Source organism: Sphaerisporangium sp. NPDC051011 (genome assembly GCF_040653595.1).
In the GTDB taxonomy this organism is placed as follows: domain Bacteria; phylum Actinomycetota; class Actinomycetes; order Streptosporangiales; family Streptosporangiaceae; genus Sphaerisporangium.
On sequence record NZ_JBFAGG010000004.1, the window covers coordinates 354068 to 369500 of the forward strand.

Annotated in this window: 16 protein-coding genes; 7 read left to right on the forward strand and 9 right to left on the reverse strand. The window is 71.1% G+C overall.

The window, feature by feature from the left end:
• Nucleotides 1-87 precede the first annotated feature (87 nt).
• The gene (aceA, locus tag AB0H21_RS11815; protein ID WP_358514842.1) at nt 88-1380 is read right to left on the reverse strand and encodes an isocitrate lyase; all 1293 of its coding nucleotides are present in this window, start codon (nt 1378-1380) and stop codon (nt 88-90) included.
• A gap of 368 nt (nt 1381-1748) precedes the next feature.
• Here aceA and AB0H21_RS11820 point away from each other — a divergent pair, with 368 nt between their 5' ends.
• Nucleotides 1749-3218: a helix-turn-helix domain-containing protein gene (locus AB0H21_RS11820; RefSeq protein WP_358514845.1), complete on the forward strand. Its 1470-nt coding sequence runs from the start codon at nt 1749-1751 to the stop codon at nt 3216-3218.
• Here the strand turns inward: AB0H21_RS11820 and AB0H21_RS11825 are convergent.
• Nucleotides 3203-3955 carry a HAMP domain-containing sensor histidine kinase gene (locus AB0H21_RS11825; protein ID WP_358514848.1) on the reverse strand — a complete coding sequence of 251 codons (753 nt, stop codon included), beginning with the start codon at nt 3953-3955 and terminating at the stop codon, nt 3203-3205. The two genes, AB0H21_RS11820 and AB0H21_RS11825, sit on opposite strands and share 16 nt — an antisense overlap.
• 249 nt (nt 3956-4204) lie before the next feature.
• Between AB0H21_RS11825 and AB0H21_RS11830 the strand changes: the two genes are divergently transcribed.
• On the forward strand, nt 4205-4615 hold the full coding sequence (locus tag AB0H21_RS11830) for a response regulator (protein WP_358514851.1): 411 nt from the start codon (nt 4205-4207) through the stop codon (nt 4613-4615).
• On the opposite strand, the gene AB0H21_RS11835 is transcribed toward AB0H21_RS11830, so the two are convergent.
• Complete coding sequence (locus tag AB0H21_RS11835) at nt 4593-5252, reverse strand: response regulator transcription factor (RefSeq protein WP_358514854.1); 660 nt, start codon at nt 5250-5252, stop codon at nt 4593-4595. The two genes, AB0H21_RS11830 and AB0H21_RS11835, sit on opposite strands and share 23 nt — an antisense overlap.
• A gap of 173 nt (nt 5253-5425) precedes the next feature.
• Between AB0H21_RS11835 and AB0H21_RS11840 the strand changes: the two genes are divergently transcribed.
• The gene (locus AB0H21_RS11840) at nt 5426-7267 is read left to right on the forward strand and encodes a GAF domain-containing protein (RefSeq protein ID WP_358514857.1); all 1842 of its coding nucleotides are present in this window, start codon (nt 5426-5428) and stop codon (nt 7265-7267) included.
• Nucleotides 7268-7288: 21 nt separating this feature from the next.
• Here the strand turns inward: AB0H21_RS11840 and AB0H21_RS11845 are convergent, their stop codons facing one another.
• Complete coding sequence (locus AB0H21_RS11845) at nt 7289-7402, reverse strand: VOC family protein (protein WP_358514860.1); 114 nt, start codon at nt 7400-7402, stop codon at nt 7289-7291.
• Between the two features lie 182 nt (nt 7403-7584).
• On the opposite strand from AB0H21_RS11845, the gene AB0H21_RS11850 reads away from it, so the two are divergent.
• The gene (locus AB0H21_RS11850; RefSeq protein ID WP_358514863.1) at nt 7585-8592 is read left to right on the forward strand and encodes a glucosyl-3-phosphoglycerate synthase; all 1008 of its coding nucleotides are present in this window, start codon (nt 7585-7587) and stop codon (nt 8590-8592) included.
• Between the two features lie 97 nt (nt 8593-8689).
• Here the strand turns inward: AB0H21_RS11850 and AB0H21_RS11855 are convergent, their stop codons facing one another.
• Entirely contained in the window at nt 8690-9016 is a 327-nt protein-coding gene (locus AB0H21_RS11855) for a hypothetical protein (protein WP_358514866.1), read from the reverse strand.
• Between the two features lie 436 nt (nt 9017-9452).
• On the opposite strand from AB0H21_RS11855, the gene AB0H21_RS11860 reads away from it, so the two are divergent.
• Together AB0H21_RS11860 and AB0H21_RS11865 are read left to right on the forward strand one after the other, a co-directional pair.
• Nucleotides 9453-10502 carry a DMT family transporter gene (locus AB0H21_RS11860; protein ID WP_358514869.1) on the forward strand — a complete coding sequence of 350 codons (1050 nt, stop codon included), beginning with the start codon at nt 9453-9455 and terminating at the stop codon, nt 10500-10502.
• Nucleotides 10503-10694: 192 nt separating this feature from the next.
• Nucleotides 10695-10970, forward strand: a complete 276-nt coding sequence (locus tag AB0H21_RS11865) for an isoamylase early set domain-containing protein (RefSeq protein ID WP_358514872.1) — start codon at nt 10695-10697, stop codon at nt 10968-10970.
• A gap of 75 nt (nt 10971-11045) precedes the next feature.
• On the opposite strand, the gene AB0H21_RS11870 is transcribed toward AB0H21_RS11865, so the two are convergent.
• Genes AB0H21_RS11870 through AB0H21_RS11885 form a run of 4 tightly spaced genes read right to left on the reverse strand, consistent with a single transcriptional unit; the run spans nt 11046 to nt 14194 of the window.
• Nucleotides 11046-11942: a class I SAM-dependent methyltransferase gene (locus AB0H21_RS11870; RefSeq protein WP_358514875.1), complete on the reverse strand. Its 897-nt coding sequence runs from the start codon at nt 11940-11942 to the stop codon at nt 11046-11048.
• Nucleotides 11897-12547 carry a cysteine hydrolase gene (locus tag AB0H21_RS11875; protein WP_358514878.1) on the reverse strand — a complete coding sequence of 217 codons (651 nt, stop codon included), beginning with the start codon at nt 12545-12547 and terminating at the stop codon, nt 11897-11899. Before AB0H21_RS11875 ends, AB0H21_RS11870 begins: the two co-directional genes overlap by 46 nt.
• Nucleotides 12544-13614 carry an isocitrate/isopropylmalate family dehydrogenase gene (locus AB0H21_RS11880; RefSeq protein WP_358514881.1) on the reverse strand — a complete coding sequence of 357 codons (1071 nt, stop codon included), beginning with the start codon at nt 13612-13614 and terminating at the stop codon, nt 12544-12546. The genes AB0H21_RS11875 and AB0H21_RS11880 overlap by 4 nt, the downstream gene beginning before the upstream one ends.
• A gap of 49 nt (nt 13615-13663) precedes the next feature.
• Entirely contained in the window at nt 13664-14194 is a 531-nt protein-coding gene (locus AB0H21_RS11885; protein ID WP_358514883.1) for an EF-hand domain-containing protein, read from the reverse strand.
• A 359-nt stretch (nt 14195-14553) separates the two neighbouring features.
• Between AB0H21_RS11885 and AB0H21_RS11890 the strand changes: the two genes are divergently transcribed.
• Entirely contained in the window at nt 14554-15399 is an 846-nt protein-coding gene (locus AB0H21_RS11890; protein ID WP_358514886.1) for a sulfite exporter TauE/SafE family protein, read from the forward strand.
• Nucleotides 15400-15433 lie beyond the last annotated feature (34 nt).

Consider the following 15433-nt stretch of genomic DNA (forward strand, 5'->3'; position numbering starts at 1 on the left):
AGCGGATCTTTACCGGACGAGCCCGCGGGCTCTGAGGGTCGTCGGCGCCGTGGGACCAAGGGGAGCCAGAGGCGCCGACGAGCTTTGTCAGTGCGAGTGGGCGAACTGCTCGGCCTCGGTGGAGTCCTTCAGCGCCACGGTCGAGGAGTCCGGCGCGATGGCCGTGCTGACCAGGTCGAAGTAGCCGGTGCCCACCTCGCGCTGGTGGCGGGTGGCGGTGTAGCCGCGCTTCTCTGCGGCGAATTCCGCCTCCTGAAGCTCGACGTAGGCCGTCATGCCCTCGTCCGCGTAGCCGCGGGCCAGGTCGAACATCGAGTAGTTCAGCGAGTGGAAGCCCGCCAGGGTGATGAACTGGAACCGGTACCCCATCTCGCCGAGCTCGCGCTGGAACTTGGCGATGGCGGAGTCGTCGAGGTGCTGCTTCCAGTTGAACGACGGCGAGCAGTTGTAGGCGAGCATCTGGTCGGGGTACTCGGCCTTGATCGCCTCGGCGAAGCGCCGGGCCACGTCCAGGTCGGGCGTGGAGGTCTCCATCCACAGCAGGTCGGAGTACGGCGCGTAGGCCAGCCCGCGGGCGACGCAGGCGTCGACGCCGTTGCGCACGCGGTAGAAGCCCTCGGCCGTGCGCTCGCCGGTGGCGAACGCCTGGTCGCGGGGATCGACGTCGCTGGTCAGAAGCGTCGCGGCCTGGGCGTCGGTCCGCGCGATGATCAGGGTCGGCACGTCGCACACGTCCGCGGCGAGGCGGGCGGCGTTGAGGGTCTTGATGTGCTGGCCGGTCGGGATCAGCACCTTGCCGCCGAGGTGGCCGCACTTCTTCTCCGAGGCGAGCTGGTCCTCCCAGTGCACGCCCGCGGCGCCGGCGCCGATCATGCCCTTCATCAGCTCGAAGGCGTTGAGCACACCGCCGAAGCCGGCCTCGGCGTCGGCCACGATGGGCGCGAGCCAGTGCGGCGCCCGCGTGTCGCCCTCCGACCAGGTGATCTGGTCGGCGCGCAGCAGCGCGTTGTTGATGCGGCGCACCACGGCCGGCACGGAGTTGGCCGGGTAGAGGCTCTGGTCGGGGTAGGTCTGGCCGCCCAGGTTGGCGTCCGCGGCGACCTGCCAGCCCGACAGGTAGATGGCCTTCAGTCCCGCCTTCACCTGCTGCACCGCCTGGTTGCCGGTCAGGGCGCCCAGCGCGTGCACGTAATCCTCGGTCTGGAGCAGCGACCACAACCGTTCTGCGCCGAGCCTGGCGAGGGTGTGCTCCTCCTGCACGGAGCCGCGCAGTCGAACGACGTCTTCGGCCGTATAGGTCCGCTCGACGTTCTTCCAGCGCGGGTCGCTCTCCCACTCTCGCCGCAGCTCGTCTGCAGCTCCCTTGAGGCGATCACTCATTTTGACTCCTTTGACGTCCTCTGGGCGCTTGGTTCGAGTCTGCGACTGACGTCCGATCGTTCTCAAGACAGGTCGCGAGAAACATGCCAGAAGTTTCGGATTTGCGGAATACTAGCCGGTATTTCCTTGGCAAGAAATGCAAACTTTTCCCTATGGACTAGACCAATCCTTGTGATCCACGTCACCCATGATCCGCCCGCTATGTCATGACTTATCCCGATATGTAGGGAGGTTTCGGTCGGCGACGATGATCCGCCGGAGTACCAAGAAGCCCATGACCCGGGCCGTACGGCCCCCGCGCCGCCCGGGCCGCGGCGTCCCGGTGCGTCGTGTGGAAGATCGGTGGAAATTGCGCCTAGGATCGTGCTATGGCGTCTTTGGTGGGAGAAGAACCGCTGTCTTTGACGCAGGAGCTCGACCTCCTGGCGTTCGGCCAGCGTTTGAGACACCTTCGCAAGCAGCGCGGCCTCACCCTGTCGGAGCTCGGCGACCGCGTCGGCCGCGCCCCGAGCCAGCTCTCCCTGCTGGAGAACGGCAAGCGCGAGCCCAAGCTGTCGCTGCTGAAGTCGCTGGCCGCGGCGCTGGCCGTCCCCGTCGAGGAGCTTCTGCGCCGTCAGGCCCCGAACCGCAGGGCCCAGCTGGAGATCGCCCTGGAGGAGGCCCAGCGTGACCCGATCTACGCCTCGCTCGGCCTGCCCCGGCTGAAGGTCTCCGCCCGGGTCCCCAACGACGTGCTGGAACACATCCTGGGCCTGTACGAGGAGCTGCGCGCCCGCGAGGCCAGGGGCACGGCCACGCCCGAGGAGGCCAGGGCCGCCAACGCCGAGTTGCGCCGCAAGCAGCGCGAGCAGGACAACTACTTCGCCGAGATCGAGAACGCCGCCGCCGAGGCCCTGGCCGCCGTCGGCTACCGCACCGGCGCGCTGTCCCAGGGCACCGTGCAGGCGCTGGTCACCCACTACGGCTACGCCGTGCAGACCGCCCAGGACCTGCCCCGCTCGGTCCGGTCGATCACCGACCTGCGCAACCGGCGCATCTACGTCAAGAACGAGCAGCTCGGCATGCACACGCCGCGCACGATCCTGCTCCAGACGCTCGGCCACCTGGCACTCCGCCACCACAAGCCGCGCGACTTCGCCGACTTCCTGCGACAGCGCACCGAGGCCAACTACTTCGCCGGGGCCCTGCTGGTGCCCGAGGCCGCGGCCGTCCCCTACCTCAAGGAGGCCAAGCAGGACCGGGCGCTGTCGGTGGAGGACCTGCGCGACGTGTTCGCGGTCTCCTACGAGATGGCCGCGCACCGCTTCACCAACCTGGCCACCCACCACCTCGACCTGACCTGCCACTTCGTCCGCAACGACGCGGGCGGGATCATCTACAAGGCGTACGAGAACGACGGGATCGTCTTCCCCGCCGACGCCAGGGGCGCGATCGAGGGGCAGCGCATGTGCCTGCGCTGGGCGGGCCGCCAGGTGTTCGTCTCGCCGGACCGGTTCTCCGTCCACTACCAGTACTCCGACACGCCTACCGGCACGTACTTCTGCGTCGCCCACGTCGACCCTTCACGGGAGCGCGACTTCGCGATCACGCTGGGCGTGCCCTACCGTGAGTCCCGCTGGTTCCGCGGCCGGGAGACCACGACCAGGACCCGGTCCAACTGCCCGTCGGGCGAGTGCTGCCGCCGTCCCCCCGCCGAGCTGACCCAGCGCTGGGAGGGCTACGCCTGGCCGTCGGCCCGCGCGAACTCCCACGTTCTCGCGGTCCTGCCGCCCGGCTCGTTCCCGGGCGTGGACGAGGCCGACGTCTACACCTTCCTGGAGCATCACGCCGGCGGCTGATCCTCGTGGAAGGCCGGAAGCCGGAGCACGAAGCAGGCGCCGCCTTCGGAGTCCTCGACGTCGAGCGTTCCCTGGTGGGCGTGGGCGATGTCACGGGCGATGGCCAGGCCGAGGCCGGTGCCCCCGAGGTCGCGGCTGCGCGCGGAGTCCAGGCGCGCGAACGGCTCGAACACCCGCTCGCGGTCGGTGGGGGTGATGCCCGCGCCGTCGTCGGCCACGATCAGCTCGGCGGACGTGCCGTTGCCGCGCACCTCGATCCACACCGTGTCGGCGGCGTGCCGATGGGCGTTGTCGAGCAGCGCGTTGACCAGGCGGGCGATCTGGTGGGGCACGCAGGACACGGTCACGCCGGGGGCGGCGGTCAGCCGTGCGATGTGCCTCTCGTCGCAGGTGGAGAGCTGCCAGCGGACCAGCTCGGCCAGGTCCACGCTCTCCCGCTCGGCGACCTGGCCCTTGAGGCGGGCGAGCAGGAGCAGGTCGGTGACGATCGCCTGCAGCCGGTCGACGTCCCGCAGGGCGCTGGCCAGCAGGGTCGGCAGGTCGGTCTCGTCCGGGTGCATCTGCGCCTCTTCGAGTTGGGCGCGCAGCCCGGCCACCGGGGTGCACAGCTCATGGGAGGCGTCCGCGATGAACTGCCGCTGCTGCTGCAACAGCTCGGGCCGCGGAGTGTGCACGGCGACGTCGCGGGCCTGGTGACGGATGTCCCGGGCCCGTTCGTCTCGCCGGTGGTGGGTCATGGCAGAATCGCGATCCTGGCCGCCCGATCCTGGGATCGCGCACGGCGGACCGCCACCCCTTTCCCTCGAGTCGTCTACTGTATACGCCTGCTTTATGCGTCGTATAGGGTGGCCGTACCTCAACGATCTCGCCTCCGCCGTCCGCTGTCATCGCGGGCAGCACCAACCCTGGCCCCCATGCCACCGTCACCGGCGATATGGCGGCCAGCCGCAATGCCCCGCCCGGCCGGCTGCTGGAATCCTTGAGGGGTGGCTGTGCAGTGCCTGATCGTCGACGACAACGACCAGTTCCTCGCCGCCGCCTGCGAGCTGCTCGAACGCGAGGAGATCACGGTCGTGGGCGTCGCATCGACGTCCGCCGAGGCCCTGCGGCGGTTCGACGAGCTCCGCCCGGACGTGACCCTCGTCGACATCAAACTGGGGGAGGAACTGGGGTTCGAGCTGGCGCGCCGGCTCGCGGCCGCCGGGTCCGCCGAGCCGCCCGTCGTCATCCTCATCTCGACCTACGCGGAGCGGGACTTCTCCGACATGATCGCCTCCTGCCCGGCCGCCGCGTTCCTTCCGAAGTCCGGTCTTTCGGGCAGCGCGATCCGCGCCATCCTCGGCGCGCGGAACGCCGACGGCGAACGAGGCGGGGCTAGCGCCGCTCAAGAAAAGTGATCACCGCGAGCACGCGCCGGTGGTCCTCCTCGGTCTCCGGCAGTCGCAGCCGCGCGAGGATGCTCCGCACGTGCTTCTCCACCGTCCCCTCGGCGATCCACAGGCGATGGGCGATCCCGGCGTTGGAGCGGCCCTCGGCCATCAGGGCGAGCACCTCGCGCTCGCGGGGGGTGAGCTGCTCCAGAGGGTCCTCGCGGTGGCGCGCGGCGAACAGCTCGCGCACCAGCACCGGGTCGACGACGGAGTCGCCGGCGAGAATGCGCTCGATCGTCTCGATGAAGTCCGAGACGCTGGCAACCCGGTGTTTCAGCAGGTAGCCGACCCGCTGTCCGGTGGCGAGCAACTCCATCGCGTGGTCGACCTCGACATGTGCCGACAACAGGAGGATGCCGGCCTTCGGGTGGTCCTCGCGGATCACGCGTGCCGCGTTCAGGCCCTCGATGGTGCACGTCGGCGGCATCCGGATGTCGATGATCACGAGATCGGGCGCCGCGTCGCGGACGAAGGCCAGCAGCTCGGCGGCGTCGCCCGCCCGGCAGACGACGTCGTATCCCGCCTCCTCCAGCAGGTTGGCAATCCCCTCGCGAAGCAGGACATCGTCCTCCGCGAGCGCTATCCGAGTACCTGGTCCGCCCATCACCATCGCCCTGGAGTCGCCCCTTTTAATCGGGTTTGAACAGATGCCTTACCCAGCGTAACGGGAAGGCATCTCCGGCTATGGCAATGTTCTCCCCGAAACGGGCATTGACCAGGGCAAATGTGTGTGAGGGGGATGCCCGTACCTCCAAGGCGCGGGCGTAGACTCGCAGCGTGCCTGAGGGCATCATCACCTCGCTCCTGCGCACGACACGCCCTTCCTACGCCCTGGGCGTCGGAGTCAGCGTGGCCTGCGTGGTGATCGAGAGCGCCCTGATCTATTTGATCAAGGACTACGTGCCCCCGTCGGCGTTCGGCGTCATCTATCTGCTCGGCGTCCTGCTCGTCTCGACCATCTGGGGGCTCGGGCTGGCGATGGCCACCGCGGCGCTCAGCGCGGTCGTGTACCACATCCTCTACCTGTATCCCGTGAACGACGCCACCGAGCTGATCATCCTGCCCATCTTCTTCATCGTCGGGGTGCTGGCCAGCTCGATCACGGGCGTCGCCCGGACGTCGGCCGCCGAGGCCCGTGCGCGCCGGGAGGAGGCCGACCTCGCCGCCGAGCAGGCCCGCCTGCTGCTGAGGGCGGGGGACCTGCGCTCGGCGCTGCCCGAGGTCTCCGAGCGCCTGGCCCGCGCCCTCGAACTGCCGTACGCCACCGTCACCCAGCAGAAGGTCGCCCCCGGGGAGGGCCGCACGCTGTTCCGGCTGTGCGAGGGCTCCGACGTCCTCGGGACGCTGGTCCTGCCGAGCCGGGTGCCCCCGGCCACGCTGCGCCGCCTGCGCCGGCGGATCGTCCCTTCCCTGGAATCCCTGCTGGCGGCGGCCCACGAGCGCGAGGCCATCGTGAACGCCCTGGAGGCGAGCCGCGACGATCTGGGCCGCATCGCCGAGGAACAGGGAGCCCTGCGCCGGGTGGCGACGCTCGTCGCGCAGGGGATCTCCCCGGAGGAGATCTTCCAGGCGGTCGCCGGCGAGATCGGGCGGATCGTCGGCGCCGACTACATCGCCGTCACCCGTTTCGAGCCGGACGCCCAGATCACCCTGGTCGGCTCCTGGAGCTGCGGGTGGGAACCGTCCGCGCCCCCCATCGGCGCGCGCTGGCCGATCGCCACGGGCGCCGTGCCGGACCTGGTGCGGCGGACCGGCCGGCCCGCGCGGGTCTCGCTCGGGGAGGCCGGAGTCGCGGGCGGGATCAGCCGCTGGGCGCGGAGCCACGGCCTCAGGTGGGCGATGGGCTGCCCGGTCGTGGTCCAGGGACATCTGTGGGGCACGGTGATCGCCTACTCCACCTCGGCCCAGCCTCGGCCCGGAGAGGCCGAGGACCGCATGCTGGACTTCACCGAACTGGTCGCCACCGCCGTCGCGAACGCCGACAGCCTCGCCGCGCTCGCCGCCTCCCGGGCCCGCGTCGTCGCCGCCACCGACGAGACCCGCCGCCGCATCGAGCGGGACCTGCACGACGGCACCCAGCAGCACCTGGTCTCGCTGGCGCTGGAGCTGCGCACGGCGGCGCTCGCCGTTCCGCCCGGCTGCGGCGACCTGCGCAAGCGGCTCGACCACGCCGTGAACGGCATCGGGGACGTCGTGGAGAACCTGCGGGAGATGTCGCGGGGCCTGCACCCGGCGATCTTGTCCATGGGGGGCATCGAGCCGGCGCTCAGGACGCTCGCGCGCCGCTCGCCCGTGCCCGTCGAGCTGAGTCTGAACGGCGTGCGGCGCCTGCCCGAGCGGGTCGAGGTCGCGATCTACTTCATCGTCTCGGAGGCGCTCACGAACGTCGCCAAGCACGCCCACGCGTCGGTGGCCGACGTCCGGCTGCGGGTCGGCGACGGCGTGGCCGAGCTCGCGATCGACGACGACGGGGCCGGGGGCGGCGACCCGCGCCACGGCTCGGGGCTGATCGGGCTCAAGGACCGCGTCGAGGCCCTCGGCGGCACACTGCAGATCGTCAGCCCCATCGGCGGCGGCACGTCCCTGCGCGCCCGCATCCCGGCGGCCCCGGACGGATGACCGCCCGCGGGCCGGGCCCGCCTACTGGACGTCGCACTCGTTGCCCTCGGGGTCGGCCATCGTGACGTGGTAGGAGCCGTGGTCCTGGACCGTGGCGAGGACGGTCGCGCCGAGGCCCTTCAGCCGCGTGGCCATGAATCCTCCGCGTCGCTGTGGCCGGTACCGCCGATGGTGTAACTACCAATACTGGTTACCCCCTGGTTCCACCACAAACGCCGCGCACCCGCATGAACCTGGTCGGGCTCCGCATAGAGTGATCGGGCCGGTGGAAATCCGGTGGAAATCCGGTGCGTCCGGAGGCGACGGAGGGATCGCGCGTGCTGCCTGAGGTGGAGGTCTGGCTGCGCGAGCGTACGTCCGCCGCCGTGGACTGGCCGGTCGCCGGCCTGCTCGCGGCCAAGCGGCGCGGCGGGGCGAGGACGACGATCAGCGTGGTGCTGCCCGCCAGGAACGAGGCGGAGACGGTCGGCGAGATCGTCGCGGCCATCCGGCGCGACCTGCAGGAGTCCGTGCCGCTGGTGGACGAGCTGATCGTGATCGACTCCCGCTCCACCGACGACACCGCCGCGAGCGCCGTCCGCGCGGGGGCGAAGGTCTTCGCCCAGGACGAGATCCTGCCCGCGCTCGGCCCCATGGACGGCAAGGGCGACGTGCTGTGGAAGTCGCTCGCGGTGACCTCGGGCGACCTGCTGGTCTTCGTCGACGCAGACCTGCGCGAGTTCCGCACCTCCTTCGTCACCGGGCTCCTCGGCCCGCTACTCGCCGACCCCGCGGTCGTCTACGTCAAGGGCTGCTACGACCGGCCGCTGCGGGAGGCGCAGGGCGCGGGCGGGCGCGTCACCGAACTGGTCGCCCGGCCGATGCTCAACCTGCACTGGCCGCTGCTCGCCGGGTTCGTCCAGCCCCTCGCCGGGGAGTACGCCGGGCGCCGCGAGGCCCTCGAACGCGTGCCGTTCACCACCGGGTACGGCGTCGAGCTGGGCCTGCTCATCGACCTGCTGGAGCGGGAGGGGCTCGGCGCGCTCGCGCAGGTGGACCTCGGGCGGCGCGTCCACTCCCACCAGCCGACCGATGCCCTCGGCGTCATGGCGGGCCAGATCATGCACACCGCCTGGTCGCGCCTGGAGCGCCAGGCGAAGATCATCCCGCTGCACGACCCCGCCACCGCGCTCACCCAGTTCCGCCGGGGCGACGCCGGGCACGTCCCGGCCGTCAGGGACGTGTCGGTGGGGGAGCGCCCGCCCATGCTGACCGTCCCCGAGTACGCCGCGTCCCGGCCGCCCCTCAGCGGGCGGGTGCCTCGCCAGGGACGGGGGCCCCGCTAGGGACGAGGTCCCGCTGAAGGACGGGCTCGCCGGGGGACGCCCCTGGCTCTCAGGCGCCGCGCCGGATCGCCCGGGTTGGGCCGGCCTGCGGGGAGGGTCAGTTCCACTCGGCTCGCTGGAGCGGGCGGCCCGGCTCGGCGGCGGGCGGCGGGTCCGCGTCGCGGGGGCCGAGGGTGAGGGTCTCGCAGGAGAGCAGTTCCCAGGGGCCGAGCTCGGGGTTGGCGAGGATCGCCGTCACCTGCGCCCGGATCTGCGCCGCCGTCACGTCCTCGTCGGTCTGGATCCGGATGGCGATGTACCCGGCCGCCTGAGTGAGGTCCTTACGCCACTGCCTCGGCAGCAACGCGAGGATCCGGATGCCGTCGACGGCGGAAACCTCCGACGGCCGTCCCGCGGCGCGGCGCATCGTCAACACGACCAACATGGCTGCGTCCTCTGGTTCGGCCCCTGATGGTCCCCGCGTCTTCAACTGTGCGGAAAACCGGTGCCGCCTGCCAGAGAGAGGTAAGGCAGCAAGTCACCGGCCCTTGACCGCTTCCTGTCACCGCCCGGCCGCCGTGTGAGACGGACGTCAGGCGGTGGTGCGGCGCCCGGCGGCGGGGGCGCCCGCCGCTTCAGGGACGAGCGCCTCCGGTGACCCCATTTGCCACGCTGAACGCCGATGTGTTTGAGTTGCGGCTCAGGAGACGCGTGAAGGGGTGACCGATGGAGATCGCGCCGCGCGCGTCCCGCGGACGCCGAGGTGCGTGCCGGCCGAACGGACGGTGCGCGTCGAGGGCAGCGGGTCACCGCGATCCGTCCCGGCACCGCGCCAGGAAAAACGGTTGCGTTTTGAAGAATGAGCTGAATAACAAGCCTTCATGAGACCCGCCGACACGCCGTACACCACCGGAGACGGCGCTCCCGCCCCGGCCATCCCATCCCCGGTATCACCGGACGACCCCACGCCGCCCCCGCACCGCGACGCGCCGAGGCCGGACGCGCGACGATCTGTCAGAACGCGGCACCTGGCCGGGGTGGCCGCGCTGCTCGGCGTGACCGCCGTCTGGGGCAGCACCTTCCCCTTGACGAAGGACATGGTCACCCGGCTGCCCGTGTTCGATATGCTCGCCGCCCGGTACCTCATCTCCGTCGCCATCCTGCTGGCGCTGCGGCCTCGCGCGCTGCGCGGCATCGGCCCGGGCGCGTGGCGGGCGGGTGTCGCCCTCGGCCTCGTCTACGGGGCCGCGCTGGTCACCCAGACCTACGGCCTCAAGGCGCTGCCGTCCTCGGTGTCCGGATTCGTCACCGGCTCCTACGTGGTCATGACGCCGCTGCTCGCGCTCCTGTGGTTCCGCACCCCCATCACCGCCCGGACCTGGACGGCGGTCGGCCTCGCCGTCGCCGGGCTCGGCGCCATCACCCTCATGTCCGGCGACGCCGGCGGCGGCTCGGTCTCCGGCGCAGGGCTCGCCCTGACGCTGGGATCGGCCGCGCTGTACGCGGTGCACGTGGTCGCGCTCGGCCGGTGGAGCCGGCCCGAGCACGCGTACGCGCTGGCGGTGCTGCAGGTCGGCACCATGGCGCTGGTCTGCACGGCCGTCGCCGCGCCCGGCGGGATCGTCCTGCCCGCCACCCCCGGAGACTGGGCGGGCCTCGTCTACCTGGCCACCGCCGCCGGCGCCTTGTCCTTCCTGGCCCAGACCTGGGCGCAGGCGCACGTCCCGGCCACGCCCGCAGCCGTCGTCATGTCGATCGAGCCGCTGTGGGCCACCGCCTTCGCCACGCTCCTGTACGGCGAGGCGGCGGGCTGGTCGCTGCTCGTGGGCGGCACGTGCCTGCTGACCGCGATGGTCCTGGTCGCGGTGCCCGCACGCGCGCGGCGCGCCGTCGTCCCCACTGCGATCACCGTCGAGGAGCGCGGCCGCTGAGCGCACCGCCACAGCTTTTCCTCCAGCGCTTCCGTACCGCCCTCTGGGAGGAGCGATGGGCCTGCTCGTGTCGAGCCTGCCGGGAGGGGGCAAAAATTAAAGTGAACACCATGTTACGGATCGCGTGTCCGCATACGTGACAAAGCGGGCGAACGCAAGGCTTAGAGGGTCACGATCTCGGGAGGCCCCCTCATGCTCAAGCGCAACCATCTGTTCGGCCGTAAGACCCGCGTCACCTTCCTGCTGCCCCTGGACCAGCCGTACGACGCGGTGAGCGTCGTGGGCGACTTCAACGACTGGAGCCCTGGCCGCCACGAGCTCCGGCGTCGCAGGAACGGCACCCGCACCGTCTCGGTGATCCTTCCGCAGGGCGTCCACCGGTTCCGCTACCTGGCCACCGGCGGCGTCTGGTTCGACGACGAGACCGCGGACGCCATCGACCACCACGGCAGCCTGATCAAGCTGTGATCCGGCGCTGATCCGGCTCCCCGTTCGTTCAGGATCCACCTCTCCGGCCCCGGCCGCGCCTTCGTGCCCGAGCCGTCAGACGTCGTTGCCGGGCTTGTGCGCGAACACCCAGCGGTTGCTCGCCAGGGCGTCGTCCGGCTCCGGGCGTGGTCCGCGGCCGTGGTGGCGGGTGAAATGGAAGGGCGTACGGATCACGGCCGACCAGCCCCGCTCCCTCAGCCGACCGGCGGAGTCGGGGCGCGGCTCCTTGTCGAACAGGGCGAGCAGGTCGACGCCGATCTGCCGTCTGGTCGCCGCGTAGACGGGACTGGCCCGGACCTGCGGAGACTCCGCCCCGAGCTTCACCTCGAAGGCCAGGCTGCTCCCACCGGCGCTCAGGCGGTTCACGGTGTCGACGAGACGCCGCTCGGCGGCGGGCGGCAGATAGAGCAGCAGGCCCTCGGCCAGCCACGCGGTCGGCGCGGCCGGGTCGAAGCCCGCGCTCAGCAGCGATCCGGCCCAGTCGCCGCGCAGATCGGCCGCGATCGGGCGGCGCGTGGCCGTGGGGACGGCGGCGAGGCCGTCGAGCACGCGGTGCTTGAACGCCAGGACGTCCTCGCGGTCGATCTCGTAGACGACCTGGCCGCGCGGCCAGTCGAGCCGGAAGGCCCGGGTGTCGAGGCCCGCCCCAAGCAGGACGACCTGCCGGGCGCCCGCCCGGGCCGAGCCGAGCAGGTGGTCGTCGAGGACCCGGGTGCGCAGGCCGAAGTAGCGTCCCAGCCTGCCCCATAAGGGGTTCGCGTCCCCGCCCGGCACGTCCCCTGGGCGGACCGGCCACGCCGCGGACACTCCGGCGGCGCGCACGAAGTGCTCGGCGTAGGCGTCGCCGGCCAGGGCGTCGGGCCGATGGGTCTCGATCGCCCGCGCGGCGGCGACCATGAGGGCGGTCAGCCCGACGCCGCCTTCGACGCCGGTGTGCCGGGCGTCTGGCACGCGTCCTCCTCTCCGGCGGGGGGCGTCCATGATCGGTCCTGGGTGGTGATGTGGGCGCCGTAGACCTTGGCCATGAAGCGCAGGATGTCCGCTTCCGGCAGGTGCAGGCCGGTGGTGCAGTCGCTCAGCACGGTGACGTGGAAGCCCTTCTGGAACGCGGTCCGGGCGGTCGAGTCCACGCAGACGTCGGTGAACAGGCCCGCGAACACCAGCCGCCCGACGCCGCGATGGACCAGATGCCGCTCGAACCCGGCGCTGAGGAAGGCGTCGAAGCACGCCCGCTTGGTGAATACCTGTTCGCCTGGCATGGGAGACACCCGGTAGAAGTCCGCCCCCCACGATCCCTCCCTGCACTTGGGACGCTTGCCCTGCGCGCGATCCCGGCGCCGCCAGCTCGGGCCCTGGTACCGGACGTCGCCGGCGAACCGGACGAAGATCACCTCCGTCTCGCGGGACCGCGCGCGGTCGACGGCCAGCGCGGTGTTCGCCGCGACGGCGTCCAGTCTCGCCGGGTCGCCGGCGTACCGGGCGAGGGCGACCGGCCCGGCGCAGAAGTCGTTCTGCAGGTCCACGACGACCAGCGCGGTGGCCGGCGTCGAGGTCACGAGTCCGCCATCATGACCGGTCGGCCCTCGCGATCCAGCGTGCCGAGCAGCGCGTCCACCACGGCGGTGGTCGAATGGCGTCCGCCCAGGTCAGGCGTGCCGATGCCCCGGCGGCCGAGAGATTCCAGGCCGCGCTCGACCATCCGCACCGCCCCCGCGCAGCCCGCGTGCCGCTCGGCGACCACCGCCGCGGCGCGCACGGTCGCCACCGGGTTGACCGCGTCCTTCCCCGCCAGGTCGTCGGCGGAGCCGTGCACCGTCTGGTACTCGACCAGCCCGGCCGCGTGGGGGTGCAGGTAGACGTTCTCGGTGCAGCGGTTCTCCTGGCGTTCGGCCGCGAAGCGGTCCAGCAGGACGACGTGCATGATGTCGGCCCATTCGTTGCCCGCGATGATCAGCGTGCGAGGGCGCGGGCCGCGCTCGATGAGATCGCGGTTCACCGTGTCCGGCTGGCACAGGCGGATCTCGACGCCGTGCCGCGCGGCGCTCTCGGCCACCCACGCGTCGAGGGCGCCGTCGAGCAGGTGGAACTTGTAGGCCATGACGATCTCGTCGGCCCCGCCGTCCGGCCACTCCCGCCGCGCACGACGCACGGCGAAGGCGATGACCTTGTCGGTGATCTCCTGGCTGAACGCCATGGTGCGGATCAGCGCGCCCGGGACGTGCGTGTTGTCCCCGGTGTAGAAACCCTGGGCCTGGTCCCGGACCAGGAGCAGGGATGTGTCGGCCGTGGCGATGACGTCGACCTTCACCGCCCGCAGGCGCTGGCGGACCAGGTAGAGCGACTGGGCGTTGATCGCCGTGCGGAAGACGGCGGGGACGCCGAGGGCGGCCTGGGTGCGGCAGAACTCCGCGTAGTGGTCGGCGTCCTCCCGCGTGAGTTCGCGGACCCGATCGATCCCGGCGGTGGGCTTCATGGAGGCATACGAGTGGTAAATCCTCTCCGACCGCGTGACGCTGATTTCGGTCGAATACACGTCGGCGATCCCGGCCAGCACCCGTTCGAAGACGGCCGCGAGTTCGGGACCCGTTCCCCGGCCGACGGCAAGTCCGATGGCTGGTTCCACTTTTACCCCTTTGTCATGGGCCGGAGGTGTCAGGTTGCTGTGATCCCGATCAGACCGGCCCGCCGACCAGATGATCGCCCGGAATTCCCGCCTTCTCCGGGCTGTAGTAGTCCTTGATGCCGGCGGCCCAGACCGAGACCGTGATCTGGTCGTCCTCCGACGGGCCGAACGCGTCGAAGAGGGCGTCGATGTTCGCGCGCTCGAAGCCGATGGCCGTCATCAGCGCCACGAAGACGTGCCGCTCGATGAGCCCGTCGCCGTCCGGGTCGCCGAGCGCGGCCAGTGCCTCGGCGAAGTCGGTGAGCGCTCCGTCGAAACGCTCAGGGGAGAGGACGCACGCGGCGTACTCCTCGAAACTGATGCGGCCGTCGTCGTTGGCGTCCAGTTCGGCGGCGAGAGTCGTCCAGTAGCGCCGGAAGGCGGCGAGCATGGTGGCCTTGGCGGCGTCGTCGGAATCGGGCGACGCCGCGACGACGTGGGCCGCCATGAGTTCGAAGTCGTCGGCCTCGAGAAGGCCGGTGCCGTCGGCGTCGAGCAGGGCGAAGATGAGCTTTACTCGATCGATGGCCGCGTTCTGCATCGTCTGTCACCTTTCTTTGATTTTCGCTCGGAACAGAAACAAGGGGCGGAAACCGGGCCCGGCCGTACGCGATTATGCCTGACCATGACCGCACACTTACGAGGCGATCGGCAATGGAACGACCGGATGCGGCCACGAGAACCATCGGAATTGACAACCTCAAACATGAAATATCCCGACTAGTCGGACTATTCCGATAATCGCGAAATGTAGCCGTTCGTCACAATGGCAGAGAACAGGTCGTACCTCCAGATATCCACCGGGAACCCGAGGCTCTGACACCTCGCCGTACGACGTCGCCGGCCGGCGGTGCAGCCCTCGGCGCCGTCGCATCCCGCGGGCCGTGGTTGGGTTGGGGGGTGACATTTGGGGATGTTCTCGGCCTGGTGGGGACGGGCGTGCTGGCCGGGGTCGTCAGCACATTGGTGAGCCTGGCGTCGATCGTGTCGTTCCCGATCCTGCTGGCCTTCGGCTTGCCGCCGCTCGCCGCGAACGTCACCAACACCGTCGCGCTGGTGTTCACCGGGCTGGGGGCGGTGGCGGGGTCGCGTCCCGAACTGGCCGGACGGGGGCGGCAGGTGCTGGCGCTCGGGTGGCTCGCGGTGCTCGGCGGTGCCACGGGGGCGGGAGTGCTCCTACTCACACCGGCGGGCGCGTTCAAGGCCGTCGCGCCGTGGCTGGTCGGCATCGCGTCCCTGGTCCTGCTCCGCCCGCCGAGGCCCCGGACCGCCCGTCCGGCACACGACGCTCCGCCGGACGGAGACCCGCTTCCGGATCGGCAAGCCCTTCCGAGCTCCGTCGCGGACGATGTCCATCCCGGGCGGGACGCCGGTCAAGGGTGGCGTGCCGGGCGGGCGCTCAAGGCCGGAGTGTTCGCCGTCGCCATCTACCTCGGGTACTTCGGGGCGGCGGGCGGGATCATGATGTTCTCGGTGCTCACGGCGGCGCTCCAGGACACCCCGGCCCGGGTGAACGCGGTCAAGAACGCCCTGTCGGCGCTGGCCAACGCGGTGGCGGCCATCGGGTTCGCCCTGTTCGGGCCGGTCCAGTGGGGGGCGGCCATCCCGCTGGCGGCGGGGTTCCTCATCGGTGGACGTCTCGGCCCGTCGCTCGCCCGCCGGATGCCGGGCCAGACCCTGCGCGTCGTCTCGGCGGTCGCGGGGCTGCTCGTGGCGGTCAAGCTGGGGTACGACGCCTATGTTTGACGTCCTCCCTGAAGACGTCGAAACCCTGCGAGCC